This is a genomic window from Pseudomonas sp. URIL14HWK12:I6 (genome assembly GCF_000514195.1).
In the GTDB taxonomy this organism is placed as follows: domain Bacteria; phylum Pseudomonadota; class Gammaproteobacteria; order Pseudomonadales; family Pseudomonadaceae; genus Aquipseudomonas; species Aquipseudomonas putida_A.
The window spans coordinates 1-12,919 of sequence record NZ_AZVL01000033.1 but is presented as its reverse complement, the minus strand read 5'-3'; the positions used below and the strand labels follow the sequence as shown (position 1 = coordinate 12,919).

Annotated in this window: 13 protein-coding genes and 1 pseudogene; 8 read left to right on the top strand and 6 right to left on the bottom strand. The window is 57.9% G+C overall.

Features of this window, described 5'->3' with window-relative positions; genetic code table 11:
• The first annotated feature begins 121 nt into the window (after positions 1–121).
• The 3 genes and pseudogenes from H043_RS0125630 to H043_RS30855 all read left to right on the top strand — a co-directional run.
• Positions 122–1,519 (top strand): MFS transporter, encoded by a 1,398-nt coding sequence (locus tag H043_RS0125630; protein ID WP_027614250.1) that lies wholly within the window; start codon positions 122–124, stop codon positions 1,517–1,519.
• 9 nt (positions 1,520–1,528) lie between these two features.
• Complete coding sequence (locus H043_RS0125625; protein WP_007966163.1) at positions 1,529–2,047, top strand: single-stranded DNA-binding protein; 519 nt, start codon at positions 1,529–1,531, stop codon at positions 2,045–2,047.
• Positions 2,048–2,142: 95 nt separating this feature from the next.
• Positions 2,143–2,235: pseudogene (locus H043_RS30855) on the top strand (metal ABC transporter ATP-binding protein); the annotation flags it as partial.
• Positions 2,236–2,247: 12 nt separating this feature from the next.
• Here H043_RS30855 and H043_RS0125620 read toward each other — a convergent pair.
• The 6 genes from H043_RS0125620 to H043_RS0125595 all read right to left on the bottom strand — a co-directional run bounded on the left by H043_RS0125620 (position 2,248) and on the right by H043_RS0125595 (position 6,687).
• A complete protein-coding gene (locus H043_RS0125620) occupies positions 2,248–3,405 on the bottom strand; it encodes a glutathionylspermidine synthase family protein (RefSeq protein WP_027614249.1) in 1,158 nt (385 codons plus the stop codon).
• A 2-nt stretch (positions 3,406–3,407) separates the two neighbouring features.
• Positions 3,408–4,085 (bottom strand): DUF1190 domain-containing protein, encoded by a 678-nt coding sequence (locus H043_RS0125615; protein WP_027614248.1) that lies wholly within the window; start codon positions 4,083–4,085, stop codon positions 3,408–3,410.
• A 17-nt stretch (positions 4,086–4,102) separates the two neighbouring features.
• The gene (locus H043_RS0125610; RefSeq protein WP_027614247.1) at positions 4,103–4,528 is read right to left on the bottom strand and encodes a DUF350 domain-containing protein; all 426 of its coding nucleotides are present in this window, start codon (positions 4,526–4,528) and stop codon (positions 4,103–4,105) included.
• Between the two features lie 15 nt (positions 4,529–4,543).
• Positions 4,544–5,194: a DUF2491 family protein gene (locus H043_RS0125605; protein ID WP_027614246.1), complete on the bottom strand. Its 651-nt coding sequence runs from the start codon at positions 5,192–5,194 to the stop codon at positions 4,544–4,546.
• Positions 5,195–5,389: 195 nt separating this feature from the next.
• Positions 5,390–6,088, bottom strand: a complete 699-nt coding sequence (locus tag H043_RS0125600; protein ID WP_027614245.1) for a PspA/IM30 family protein — start codon at positions 6,086–6,088, stop codon at positions 5,390–5,392.
• Between the two features lie 17 nt (positions 6,089–6,105).
• Entirely contained in the window at positions 6,106–6,687 is a 582-nt protein-coding gene (locus H043_RS0125595; protein ID WP_256214494.1) for a YjfI family protein, read from the bottom strand.
• 655 nt (positions 6,688–7,342) lie between these two features.
• Between H043_RS0125595 and H043_RS0125590 the strand changes: the two genes are divergently transcribed.
• The 5 genes from H043_RS0125590 (at position 7,343) to H043_RS0125565 (ending at position 12,531) form a co-directional block, all read left to right on the top strand.
• The gene (locus H043_RS0125590; RefSeq protein ID WP_027614243.1) at positions 7,343–8,473 is read left to right on the top strand and encodes a ThiF family adenylyltransferase; all 1,131 of its coding nucleotides are present in this window, start codon (positions 7,343–7,345) and stop codon (positions 8,471–8,473) included.
• Complete coding sequence (locus tag H043_RS0125585; protein ID WP_027614242.1) at positions 8,474–9,667, top strand: MFS transporter; 1,194 nt, start codon at positions 8,474–8,476, stop codon at positions 9,665–9,667.
• A gap of 90 nt (positions 9,668–9,757) precedes the next feature.
• Positions 9,758–10,492 (top strand): TenA family transcriptional regulator, encoded by a 735-nt coding sequence (locus H043_RS0125580; protein ID WP_027614241.1) that lies wholly within the window; start codon positions 9,758–9,760, stop codon positions 10,490–10,492.
• A gap of 181 nt (positions 10,493–10,673) precedes the next feature.
• Positions 10,674–11,783: a DUF3182 family protein gene (locus H043_RS0125570; protein WP_027614240.1), complete on the top strand. Its 1,110-nt coding sequence runs from the start codon at positions 10,674–10,676 to the stop codon at positions 11,781–11,783.
• Entirely contained in the window at positions 11,773–12,531 is a 759-nt protein-coding gene (locus tag H043_RS0125565; RefSeq protein WP_027614239.1) for a S9 family peptidase, read from the top strand. The genes H043_RS0125570 and H043_RS0125565 overlap by 11 nt, the downstream gene beginning before the upstream one ends.
• Positions 12,532–12,919 lie beyond the last annotated feature (388 nt).

The following is a 12,919-nucleotide window of genomic DNA, read 5'->3' as shown; positions in this document are numbered from 1 at the left end:
AAACGAAGGGTTTTTTACCTTGCATGAAGAGAGTTTCATCTATACGCGTCATAGCGTCGCGATATACCCCGTCTTTCGATGGGACTGGTAGAATCGCCGCCGGTTCACACGAGGTTTTTCCATGCACGATCCCCACAGCGAACGCATGAGTGGCAGCGAGACCCGCGCAGCGAGCGGTCTGGCCCTGGTGTTCGCCTTCCGTATGCTTGGCATGTTCATGGTGTTGCCGGTACTGGCGACCTACGGCATGGACCTGGCGGGAGCGACCCCGGCCCTGATCGGGCTGGCGATTGGCGCTTACGGCCTGACCCAGGCGATTTTCCAGATTCCGTTCGGGATCATTTCCGACCGTATCGGCCGGCGGCCGGTGATTTTCCTCGGGCTGGTGGTCTTCGCCCTTGGCAGTGTGCTGGCGGCTCAGGCCGATTCGATCTGGGGCGTGATTGCCGGACGCATCCTGCAGGGCGCCGGGGCGATTTCCGCTGCGGTCATGGCACTGCTTTCCGACCTGACCCGTGAACAACACCGTACCAAAGCCATGGCCATGATCGGTATGACCATCGGTCTGTCGTTCGCCGTGGCCATGGTGGTCGGGCCATTGCTGACCCGCGCGTTCGGCCTGTCCGGACTGTTCCTCGCCACTGGCGGCATGGCCCTGTTCGGCATCGTCATCGTGATGTTCATGGTGCCGAAATCCACCGGGCCGCTGAGCCATCGTGAATCCGGAGTGGCGCGTCAGGCCTTGATGCCGACGCTCAAACATCCCGATCTGCTGCGCCTGGACTTGGGCATTTTTGTGTTGCACGCGATGCTGATGTCGAGCTTCGTCGCCCTGCCGCTGGCGCTGGTGGAAAAGGCCGGGCTGCCCAAGGAGCAGCACTGGTGGGTTTATCTGACTGCGCTACTGATCTCTTTCTTCGCCATGATCCCGTTCATCATCTATGGCGAGAAGAAACGCAAAATGAAACGAATTTTGCTCGGCGCCGTCCTGACGCTGATGCTCACTGAGCTATTCTTCTGGCAGTTCGGTGACAGCTTGCGGGCTCTGGTGATCGGCACGGTGGTGTTCTTCACCGCGTTCAATCTGCTGGAAGCTTCGTTGCCGTCGCTGATCAGCAAGGTTTCACCGGCAGGCGGGAAGGGCACGGCCATGGGCGTGTATTCCACCAGCCAGTTCCTCGGTTCGGCGCTCGGCGGGATACTTGGCGGCTGGCTGTTTCAGCATGGCGGTCTGTCGGTTGTGTTCCTTGGATGTGCGGGTCTGGCTGCCATCTGGCTGGCCTTTGCTGTTACCATGCGCGAACCTCCCTACGTGACGAGCCTGCGCTTGCCGTTGTCGCCCGAGGCGATCCGCGAAGCGGGTCTGGTCGAGCGCCTCAAGGCCCTCGTAGGGGTAACAGATGCAGTGATAGTTGCTGATGAAGCAGCTGTTTACATCAAACTGGACAAAGAATTAGTGGATCGCGACACCCTCGAACGCCTGGTGAACAACCCGGCCGGGGCTGCTTGCGAAGCCTAGGAGAACGTTATGGCCCGTGGGGTTAACAAAGTCATATTGGTCGGCACTTGCGGCCAGGATCCCGAAGTTCGCTACCTGCCTAACGGTAACGCCGTGACCAACCTGAGTCTGGCAACCAGCGAACAGTGGACCGACAAGCAAACCGGTCAAAAGGTCGAGAAGACCGAATGGCACCGTGTTTCGATGTTCGGCAAGGTTGCGGAAATCGCCGGCGAGTACCTGCGTAAAGGTTCGCAGGTGTACATCGAAGGCAAGCTGCAGACCCGCGAGTGGGAAAAAGACGGTATCAAGCGTTACACCACAGAAATCGTGGTCGACATGCAAGGCACCATGCAACTGCTCGGCGGCCGTCCACAACAGGGCGACCAACAAGGCGGTGGCAACAACTACCAGCAGCAGGCGCCACGCCAACAGGCTCCGCGTCCGCAGCAGTCGGCTCCGCAACAGCGTCCAGCCCCGGCTCCACAGCAGGCTGCACCGCAACCGGCTCCGGATTTCGACAGCTTCGATGACGATATCCCGTTCTGATTCGCTGCTGCATCCACGCTGAATAAAAAAGGCCCGTCGTTCAAAACGACGGGCCTTTTTTGTGGCGCAAGGTCCGCGATTACCACTGATCTCCTGTGGGAGCGGGCTTGCTCGCGAAGGCGTCGGATCAGTCAAAGCATTTGTTGAATGGCAGTCCGCATTCGCGAGCAAGCCCGCTACCACAGGTGCGGATGTATGTTTCAGTCGAGGATCAGGTGCGGCAGAAACCGGCTTGAATCCTTGGTGATCAGACTGTTGTCTTCGCGCACGCCGATCCCCGCCGCCTGATCACCAATCACCCACGAGCCGATCAGCGTGTAGCTGTCGTCGAACTTCGGCAATGGCGCAAATTCCTGCAGGATGAATGGCGCATCGGTGTAGGGGCCGTCTTCTTTGACGATCAGACCTTCTGCCGTTTGCAGCTCGATATTCGCGCCTTCGCGGGAGAAGTACGGTTTGCGCACCCAACCCTTGGGCACTGCACTGGCCGGATTCGGATCAAGATGCGCCGCCAGCAGATTCGGATGCCCCTTGTGCAGCTCCCACAGCAAAGGCAGCGCGCCTTTGTTCGACAGGATCGACTTCCACGCCGGTTCGAAGAACTGCGTATCGCTTTCGGCGATTGCTGCACCGAATGGCTCGTGGAAAATAAATTCCCAAGCATGCAGCTTGAACAGGTGCGGGATCCAGCGATCCTCAAGGTCGACGAAGCGACCCTCGGCGGTCAGGCCGATGTCTTCGATGTCGATGTGCCGGGATTCGATGCCGACCTTTTCCGCGATCAGGCGCAAGTAGTCGGTGGTCCCCTTGTCTTCGACCGAGTCTTTCATCGACGCAAAGTAGAACGGCCGCTTGAGCTGCAACTCGGCAAACGCCTGGTGCAGCTTGGTATCGATGCTGTTGAACTGGTCGGCATGGCGCGGCAGCATCCCGCGCTCGATGCACTGCTCCAGCCAGCCCCACTGAAACGCCGCTGCCTCATAAAGGCTGGTCGGCGTGTCGTAGTTGAGTTCCAGCAGCTTCGCCGGGCCGTTGCCGCTGTAGGAAAAGTCCATGCGCCCGTAGAGATGGGGATGACCTTCCAGCCAGGAAGTGCGGATCATGTCGTAGTACGGCGCCGGGATGCTCAGGCGATCCAGCAGCTCTTCGCTGTGCACCACGCGGTCGACCAGGTCCATGCACATCTCGTGCAGTTCGGTGGTCGGGTCCTCCAGATCATTTTCGATCTGCGCGAGCGTGAACTGGTAGTAGGCGCTTTCGTCCCAGTACGGCTCGTCGTCGATGGTGTGGAACAGAAAGCCGAGGCTTTCGGCCGTCTGTTTCCAGTCGGGGCGCTCGGCGCAGTGGATCTTTTTCATGATCAGCTGCTCGAACTGCCCCAGCCGCCCCAACCGCTGCGCGCGGAAGACTGGCTGCCGAAGCCGCCGCGGGACGTCGACGAAGCGACGTTGACCGGTTTGCTCCGGGTGCTGTCGTAGCGGGTGTCGGTGCGGGTAGCCGGTGCCGATTCGATTCTGCGGTACTGCGTCGAAGTGTTGTAGGTCTGGCGCGTATCGCGATCGCGATAGACCGTGCGATTGGCGTTGTTGCTCATCGCATTGCCGATCAGCCAGCCCGTCAGCCAACCGTTGCCGCCGCCGGACGAGTGAGAAGTACTTTGTACGTTCTGCGCGGCGGCGGCTTCACCGGCAGGCATCTGCGCATTGGCAAGCGCATTCAGGTCCTGTGGCGCCTCGCCGTTCTGCGGCACCTTGAAACCGCCGAGCTTCGGCACGAAGCGGCCATCGGAGTTTTTCTGGCACCAGTCGGCGGCAAAGTCTGCGTCGCACTTGGCCTTGTCATCGTAGGCCGGCGCAATACGTCGGTGTTCGGTCAATGCCGCGACGTAGGCGGTGGAGCAGACGTCGGCGGCCACTTCGGCGCCGACGCACTCCTCGACAGATTGGAAGCGTTGCTGCTCCTGCGCGGTAACCTCGCCGGAAATCGCCAGCGCCACCGAAGCGGCGAGGGACAGTTGAACGTACTTGCTGCGTTTCATCGAAGGCTTCCTGCCGATCAGTTGGACGGGGTCATGCACGCGGCGTTAAGCATGCCGACGCTGATGGCCACTGCGGCCACATAGATGCCCGAAGCGATTTCACCGTTGGCGATACGCTGCGACGTGCCCTTGAGCACCAGCCCCGTGGCGAGGAAGGCCAGCAGCTGCACCACCGCAGCAATTACCGCCCACAGCACGAAATCGAGAACGTTGACCGAAAACGCGATCACGTTGCTGGCCGGAATCGCGAAGCCGATGATCGCGCCCGCCAAGGCGATGGCGGCGGCGATGTTGCCGGAGCGAATCAGCTCGAACTCCTTGTGTGGCGTGATGCGGGTGTAGACGAACTGAAACAGCATGAACAGCAGCACGGCGCCGATCAGGTAGACGACGAAACCGACCAGTGCGGTCTTGTTCAGGGAAACGGCCAGCACTTCCAGCATGGAAAACTTCCTTATTTAAATGGTGCTCAAATCAGTCGTGTACAGCGAAATGCCCAGCGAGGTGCTCAGGCTGACGGTGCCTTCCTCGTCCTGTTCGACGGAGAACAGCAGCAGTTCGCGGCGATCGGTCAGGCCGGTCTCGCGCGCGTAAAGCATGGAGTGGTGTTCGATGGTGTAGGACTCGTCCGGGTTGACCACGTGTTCGGTCAGCGGCACCAGTTCGGTCTGGCCCTGCTCGGTACCCCATTCACGGCTGTACTGGACGCCGTCGTGGGTGTAGGTCGGCAGGCCGATCGGGCTTTCGGGGCCAGCGAGGCGCTGCAGTTCGGCGTCACTGTTGACGGTCACGTAGCTGAGGTAGTTGAACAGGGTGACCGACTCGATCTGGTCGTCACCGGTGACGTGGATTTGCAGCCAGAAGTCTTCGTTATTGAGGTAGTAGCGATGCAGCTTGTTGGATTGGCCGAGGTCGATCCAGCCGGCGCTCCAGATTGCCTCTGCCGCTGGAACCTGCACCGAGGTGCTGCCATCGAGCAGCAAGGCCAGAGTCGAATCGAATCGCACGCCTTTGCCTTGTGCCATCCCGAGTGGGCCACTGGCAACGTTTGGCGTTGGTGCAGCGGTCTTCCAGTTGCTGGTGCCCAGCAAGTCTTTGAACCATCCCATGGGTACATTCCTTGAGGCGGGTGGAGGTGTTCGTCGTAAAAAACGCCGCCAGTGTACCGGGCCGGGCGACGAACGACACGCCGTAAACCATGTGGGAGCGGTTTGCTCGCGAAGGCGGTGTGTCAGGCAGCTAAGGTACCGACTGACACACCGCCTTCGCGAGCAAGCCCGCTCCCACAGGTTTTGTGCAAACGCTTACTGAGCGGACTTCTGCTTCAGACGCTCGAGAATCGCATTGGCGCTGCCTTTGTTTGGCGTGATGCCGGCGTCGCGCAGTTTGCGTTCCAGGTCATTGCCGGTCGAAGCGTCAGCCAGTTCATCGGCGGCACTCAGCTCGGCAGCGCGTTGCTGCTGCTTGGCCTGCAGACGGTTCAGCGTGCCGACGGCGGTTTCCAGCTTGCCGTTGGCACCGCCGCTGGCGATGGACGCGCTGACCTGCGCCTTTTGCACGCTTTCACGGGCCTTGGCCATGTCCACTTGCTGGCGCAGGCTCTTGATCCGCGACTCGGCCTTGCTGATGTCCTTGCGCATGTTTTCGGCGTAGGTGCCGAATTCGTCGCTCTGGGCTTTCTCGGCGGCCAAGTCGTTGGTCAGGGTCGAAATCGCTTCGGCCACTTCCATGGCCAGGTCTTCACGGCCGGCGTTCAGTGCGGAAACCGCCTTGGCTTCCAGATCCTTGATCTTGGCGTCGTACTCGCTCACGCGATCAGCGGCCAGCTTGTGCTTGGCCATGATGGTGACCAGCTCACGGCGGGCATTCGACAGCGCGGTGTCGGCGTCGCGGATTTCCTGGTCGAGGATGCGCAGGGCCTGTTGGTCGACGATCGCTTCGCCGACTTCATTGGCGCCGCCGCGCAGCGCGGTGAACAACTTGCTCCAGATGGACTGAGTCATTGGATATTCCCTGTTGATTACTTGAAGAAGTGTTCGAAGGCTTCGCTCGCGCGCTGCACGTTGTCGACCAGGGTTTTCACCTCGGTGACGACGTTGGTCAGGCTCGAGTCGGCGCTGAGGGCGCCAAACATGTTGTAAACGGTCTGACCGTTGGGCATCGACTCGATGCCGATCGACGACAGCGGGAACATTTCCCGGCTACGCAGCACGGCATCGTTGAAGGCGCGCACGTCAGTGATCGAATCGATATCCACCAGCACGGTGTCGACGATGATCTGCTGACCGGCCAAGGCGATGTGAATCGGCAGACCGCCGAATTCGTTCATTTCCAGCTTGATGCTGGGTTCGGAGCTCTGGATCAGCGACAGCGTGATCTCCTGCGAAGCCACCTCGTCCAGTGCCTTGAGGGCGTTGAAGAGGCTATCGATGTTCCAGTTGTTGCCTGCGCTCATGTAATTCTCCGACATGAATGAGCCAGCCAGAATCGGTTGGCGTAGCTGTTGCTCCATCTGCTTGAGCAAGCTTCGGTTTTCCGGAAGTACCCAAGTTTCGTGTTTCACATAACCGGCGGCAGCCAGGCCCGCGCGCATCTGCTTCATGTAGAAGCTCGACGGCTTTTTCGCGGACGGTTTCGAGCGCTCTCCCTGTGGGCTCTCTGACGCAACAGTGGGGGAGCGGCTTTTCATGGCAATGACTCCGTTATGAACATCTCACGCGTGAGCCACACTACAGCCAATTCAAAGTGCCATCAATGGCTCACGCGTGAGATCTTTTTGACCTGTCGAAATTTTTGATGAGGTGGTGGTCGCAAGCGTTGTCCCGGGTGGGAGTGTGTTTCTGATGAAACACTGATGTTTATGGTCTGGAAGGCGAATTTGTTCTCAAGTTTCTCGCAGTGATTTTTTATTGTTTAAGTATTGAAGATAATTCCTACATTGTTTTTCTATGTTTCCGTAAGAAGTAATGGCGGCACTTCGTAAAAGCGTAGGAAGTGTATTTTGCGTGAGTAATATTAAGAAACAAGGTGAGTTCGCAACCACTGAAAACTTATTCTAGTTTTGGGGTGTGCACATCTTCACCCCGGTGGAAACAGCTTCACCACCGGCCCTTCAACTTTTGAGGAAATCATTATGACTTTCGAAAAAGCATCTTCCGCTGGCGATTCTCAGATCGGCTGATCTGATCAGTAAGAACCGGGGCCTTAATGGCCCTGGTTCTTTATCAAGTTGTTTTAATAGCGATTGAGGCTCGAATATGAAGCTTTGTCTTAAACCGACGATTATTCCGTTCAAACTTGATGGTCAGGTCGTTTTGCGCTTTAACGGTCAATACGCAAAAATCCCCGACCCCCACGGTGCTGTCTGGGAGTTCGCCAAGGCACTTGATGGCCGTACACCCTATGAGGAGTTGATTACCCAGGTGGCAGGCCGTTATCCCGCGGTGGATCAGGACGAAATCCGAAGCGTCGCGCAAGATCTGATCAAATACCGGCTGGTCGAGAGTCCGGATGCCTTTGAGACTACTTCTCTTTCGGATCATGATCGCATCAGATTTTCCCGCAACATCGACTTTTTCGGGTCGATGGCGGCTGTGGGCGAGAACAAGTTCACCCACCAGGAAAAACTGCGCACGGCCAGGGTCTGTGTCCTGGGCTGCGGCGGTCTGGGCACCCATATCCTGTTCGACCTGGTAGCGCTGGGTGTCCACCATCTGACGATCCTCGATTTTGACACGATCGAGTTGAGCAATTTGAACCGGCAGATCCTTTACAAGGAAACCGACGTCGGTATGCCGAAGGTTGCAACGGCCAGGCGCAGGTTGCTTGAATTCAACAGTCACCTCGACATTACTGCTCACGAAACCCGCCTGCAGTCGGCGCAAGACGTCGCCGGCATCGTACGCGGCCACGATATTGTGATTTGTGTCGCTGATAAACCCGCGAACTACATGGCCGACTGGCTGAATGAGGCCTGCGTTGAACAGGGCGTGCCCTTCATTTCAGGCGGGCTTGATGTACGCCGCTCGGTGTTTTATTCGGTGGTGCCTGGCTCCTCGGGCTGCGGTGCTTGCTGGCTGACGTCGGCGCGTAACAAGAGCAGCCTGGTGAACAGCGTTTCGACCATGGCCAAGCAGCACGACATCACTTATGAGCATCCCGGCCCGGCACTTGTGACTTTGGTGGCCGTCACCGCCGGGATGATGGTCAGCGAAACGGTCAAGATCATCACCGGCTGCCAACCGCCACAATTGACCAACAAGCTCAAGGAATTCACATTCGACGACCTGGACGTCAGCGTCGCCGAAGTCTGGCAACAGAATCCGGACTGCACGGTGTGTGGACATCTCGCGAACGCGCAACGGATGCGGCAGGCGGAGACTGTCTAAATGTTCAAACTCCTGGCTTCCTATGCCATCACGTCCATCTGTTCATGGGCCATCGCGTTTCTGATCCCGCTTTATGTTTATGAGCAGACCGGCTCCCCAGTCTGGACGTCGCTGGCTTTTTTCGCCGCGATGGCGCCCTACATACTGGTTACGCCCTTCGCCGGTGTATGGAGTGATCGCTACAGCAAACGGCGTTTTCTGATCGGTGGTGATCTGATCAACATCGTCACCGGCTGCCTCATATATGCTGCCGTGAGTACGCTGTCCGGGAGCAGCCTGAGTATCACTCTGTTACTGCTGAGCTTTCTGTTGGCAAGCGTCGGTGCCACTCACCACCCGGTCTTCCAGAGTATTGCGCCCGCACTGATCGAAGGGCCCAAACTCCACCGGTTCAATGCGATCGTCAATGCCAGTGACAACATCATTCGCATCGTTGCACCAATCAGCGTTGCAGCCTTGCTGGCCTTCAGTACCAAGGAGCAGTTGCTGATTGGCAGCATTGTCGGATTTGCGCTATCCCTGCCGCTTTGCTTCTTGCTGAAAGAGCAGGGTAAGCCTGCGCCTGCCACCACGCGGGTATTCACGGAAATCAAAGCCGGACTGCTGTATGTCATCCAGCAGCGAGAACTGTGTTCGTTTGTCATGCTGTTCTTTTTCTGCAATTTCGGTTTTGCATTGATCGGTGCCAGCCTTGTTTATGTCTACACCACGCTACTGGCCGTGCCATTGAGTGATGTCGGCTATTACTACGGGCTCATTGGTGCAGGTGCCGTCGCCGGATCAGCTATGGGGGCGTTTCTGGTGAAGAGATATCCGGCCGGCATTCTTATCCGTCGAAGCTGTTTGCTGGCCGGGGTGTTCACGCTGATGGGGGCGATGGCCAACGATCCGTGGTCACTTTCGGCACTGTGGGCGCTTTCTACCGGTTGCCAATCCGTGGTGGTCATCGCTTTTTTCACCTATCGCCAGCAAGTGGTTCCGCAAACCATTCTGGGGCGAACGGTGGGAGTTACACGGCTCATTGCCTACCTCGCGATTCCTCCCGCGAGCCTGCTGAGTGGATGGCTGTTACTGCATTTCTCGAGCAGCGCTGTGATTCTTGCGTCAGGCGGTCTGTGCATCATTTTCGCCTCTCTATGTGCTTACTTTCTGGCCAGGTTTGAGCGCCCGGTCATTTACAGTGACGCACAATGAATACGGTTTTGTAAGTTTTTCGGGGTTTCGGAATAACTGGAAAGTTGCGATCGGCTGGATGGCTGATAAAGAATTAAAAGGAATTTAAAGTTGGAAGTAGATAAAGAGTTGAATCGCGGCGATGGGGCGAAGGTCATTAAACTCATGACCGGAGGCACATTATGGGACGAATGGCTGGACGCTGATGCGTTAGATGAATTGGTTAATCATGAACTGTTGCTGGCAATGCAAGACGGTCATGTTTCGCTGCAGGGGATGCGTTACTTTCTGATCCAGCATCATTACTACTCGCGAAACTTTACCCGCTTTCTGTGCGCGATCCTCAATCGCCTTGAGTCCCTTGGCGACATAAAATTGCTATTGGAAAACATGCAAGAGGAAATGGGCATAGATGGTGACAACAAGCTCACGCATTCCGAGCTGTTTCAAAGGTCGCTGCGGATCCTGGGCACCCATCCCTTGGCTGAATCGCCTTTACCTCAGACAGTGGATTTCACCCAATGCATCATGCAGCTTTGCCGCAGTGAAAATCCTGTCGAGGGCCTCGCAGCACTCTGCCTGGGAGCCGAAGCCATTGTGCCGCTGATTTACAAACCGATTCTGCTGGCACTGGAGGGACTGAATGTCAGTGAGGAAGGCCTGGAGTTCTTTCGCCTGCATATCGAAGAGGATGAGGACCACGCGATAACCATGCTGGGAATTCTGCAACGCCTGACTCACCAGACGCCTGAAGCCAAGCGGCTTGCGATTCAAACCGGGCGTCAGGCTATGCTCAAACGGTGTGTCATGTTCGATGCCATCTGGAAGGAAGTCAGTCAGCAGTAGTCGGCGTCCCGTTTCGTGCAAATTGCCGCGGATTCGCTGGCAGTCGTGCAGATTGAAACAGGCCTGATGCCACCATGCTTGTTCCAAGCGATTGAATCATTGGGCATTCCCGGCGCCAAGCGATTGGCCTGATCTCTGCACTTCTCTCATTACATTCATCAATTGGCTTGAAGGGGGACGCATGACCCCGATGTCGAGCAGGAAAGTGGTCGTCGCCCATTCGGTTCGGGCCGGGGCGCCGCAACATGAAGTGCAGACCAACAAGGCACTTGCCCGCTGGCTGGCGCAGATTCTGGGACTCAGCTTCGGCGGCAGTTTTGACCCGCAGAAGCATCGCGGTCGCGATTTGTATTGGCTGCCGACCCAGACCATTGTTGGCCCGGCCAGCGCGCGTAATCTGGGGATCAGGGGGCCCGGCGATTTGTGGGGCGGGTACGTCGAACACGATTTCATTTGCACCAAAGCCATCAGCCACGGCTTGCGCAGTCATCTGGCTCACGCGCCACAAGGCTGGGCGCCGCAATTCTCCGAGCGCGTGCGCGATGTGGTGCTCGACGGCTTGACGGTGTTTGCCGTGGAAGATGCGCGACCCGCTGCCGAGCATCTGCTGTACAGCGGACCGATCCGCCTGAAGCCGATTCACGCCTGTGCCGGTCGTGGCCAGGAAGTTATCAACAGCCTCGACGCGTTCGATGAAGTACTGGCCCGTGCAGAAGCGGAAGCGTTGTTTCGCGATGGCGTGGTGCTCGAACAGGACTTGAGCAAGGTCTTCACCCACAGCGTTGGCCAGTCATTCATCGGCGACAAAGTGCTTAGCTACTGCGGTGATCAATACTTGACCAAGGATGCCCATGGCGAAGACGTCTATGGTGGTTCGAACCTGTTGGTAGTGCAGGGCGGCTACGAAGATCTGCTGGCGCTGGACTTGCCGGATGACGTGCGACTGGCCATCAAGCAGGCGCAGATTTTCGACCGGGCGGCGGATGAGGCTTATCCAGATTTCTACGCCTCGCGGCGCAACTACGACATTGCCCAAGGCCTAGACAGCAATGGCAAACCCCGCAGCGGGGTGCTCGAACAATCCTGGCGCATGGGCGGTGCCAGCAGCGCTGAATTGGCCGCGTTGCAAAGCTTCGTCAATGATCCGCAGATGCCCGCGATCCGCGTGTCGACCGTAGAAACCTATAGCGATCAAAGCCTGCCGGCGGACGCCATCGAAATCTATCGCGGGCCAGCGGAGAACAGCGACTTCCTTCTCAAATACGTAACGGTCAAATCTTATGACGGCTAGAAGCGAAAGCATTCAGATCGACATTGATGATGAACAGATGAGCGGGACGTTTCTCAGTCCAAAATCGAAAGTCCCCGGCGTGTTGTTTGTGCACGGTTGGGGCGGTAGCCAGGAGCGTGATCTTGAACGCGCCAAGGGCATCGCCGGTCTCGGTTGTGTATGCCTGACCTTCGACCTGCGCGGCCACACCGGTGGCACGGGCATTCCGCTGACGCGGGTGACGCGCGAAGACAACCTGCGTGACCTGCTCGCAGCTTACGACCGCCTGCTGGCGCATCCGGCGCTCGACACCTCGGCGATTGCGGTGGTTGGCACCAGTTATGGCGGTTACCTGGCTTCGATCCTCACCTCGTTGCGTCCGGTGCGCTGGCTGGCGCTGCGGGTACCGGCGCTGTATCGCGACGAGCAATGGCACACGCCCAAGCGTGAACTGGACAAGGCCGACCTGCGCGACTACCGGGCGACGTTGGTCCGTGCAGACAGCAACCGTGCATTGCACGCCTGTTCACAGTTCACCGGGGATGTGCTGCTGGTGGAATCGGAAACCGACGACTACGTGCCCCACGCGACGATCATGAGCTACCGTGCCGCCTGTCAGCAGACGCATTCACTGACGCACCGGATCATCGACGGCGCCGACCATGCCTTGAGCGAGCCGGTTTCGCAGCAGGCCTATACCTCGATTCTGGTGGACTGGATTACCGAGATGGTGGTGGGTGAGCGGTTGAGCATCATCCAGTCCACATGATTTGTTGTGGCTCTTCGAACCCCTTCGCGAGCAAGCCCGCTTGTGTCTGAGTAAGAGAATAAACTCTGGGGTGAGAGGGGTGGATGGCAAGCTGTGAGTCCGCGGTGCTTGAAGCACGAGTGGGAGCAAAGCTGCCATCCACCTTTCTACTCTGGCCCATAAGCCCGAACAGTTGGACGAGCGCCACTCGAATCACAAGCGTGGGCAAAGCCAGAGCACTCTCACTTCTGAGTGTAAGAGGGTTTTGCCATGATTTCCTGGGTCGGCATCGATATCTCCAAATCCAATCTGGTCGTCTGGGTTCAACCACAGAAAGACGGCTTTGAAGTTCCCAATACCGTTGAAGGCTTTGATGTGCTGGTCGCGCGTTTAGGTCAGTACACGGTTG

Excerpts from the sequence above, each read along its gene's own strand:
- H043_RS0125620 (WP_027614249.1), bottom strand. The coding sequence starts at position 3,405 with ATGAAAAAGATCCACTGCGCCGAGCGCCCCGACTGGAAACAGACGGCC.
- H043_RS0125565 (WP_027614239.1), top strand. The coding sequence starts at position 11,773 with ATGACGGCTAGAAGCGAAAGCATTCAGATCGACATTGATGATGAACAG.
- H043_RS0125585 (WP_027614242.1), top strand. The coding sequence starts at position 8,474 with ATGTTCAAACTCCTGGCTTCCTATGCCATCACGTCCATCTGTTCATGG.
- H043_RS0125615 (WP_027614248.1), bottom strand. The coding sequence starts at position 4,085 with ATGAAACGCAGCAAGTACGTTCAACTGTCCCTCGCCGCTTCGGTGGCG.
- H043_RS0125605 (WP_027614246.1), bottom strand. The coding sequence starts at position 5,194 with ATGGGATGGTTCAAAGACTTGCTGGGCACCAGCAACTGGAAGACCGCT.
- H043_RS0125590 (WP_027614243.1), top strand. The coding sequence starts at position 7,343 with ATGAAGCTTTGTCTTAAACCGACGATTATTCCGTTCAAACTTGATGGT.
- H043_RS0125625 (WP_007966163.1), top strand. The coding sequence starts at position 1,529 with ATGGCCCGTGGGGTTAACAAAGTCATATTGGTCGGCACTTGCGGCCAG.
- H043_RS0125595 (WP_256214494.1), bottom strand. The coding sequence starts at position 6,687 with ATGAAGCAGATGCGCGCGGGCCTGGCTGCCGCCGGTTATGTGAAACAC.
- H043_RS0125610 (WP_027614247.1), bottom strand. The coding sequence starts at position 4,528 with ATGCTGGAAGTGCTGGCCGTTTCCCTGAACAAGACCGCACTGGTCGGT.
- H043_RS0125600 (WP_027614245.1), bottom strand. The coding sequence starts at position 6,088 with ATGACTCAGTCCATCTGGAGCAAGTTGTTCACCGCGCTGCGCGGCGGC.
- H043_RS0125630 (WP_027614250.1), top strand. The coding sequence starts at position 122 with ATGCACGATCCCCACAGCGAACGCATGAGTGGCAGCGAGACCCGCGCA.
- H043_RS0125570 (WP_027614240.1), top strand. The coding sequence starts at position 10,674 with ATGACCCCGATGTCGAGCAGGAAAGTGGTCGTCGCCCATTCGGTTCGG.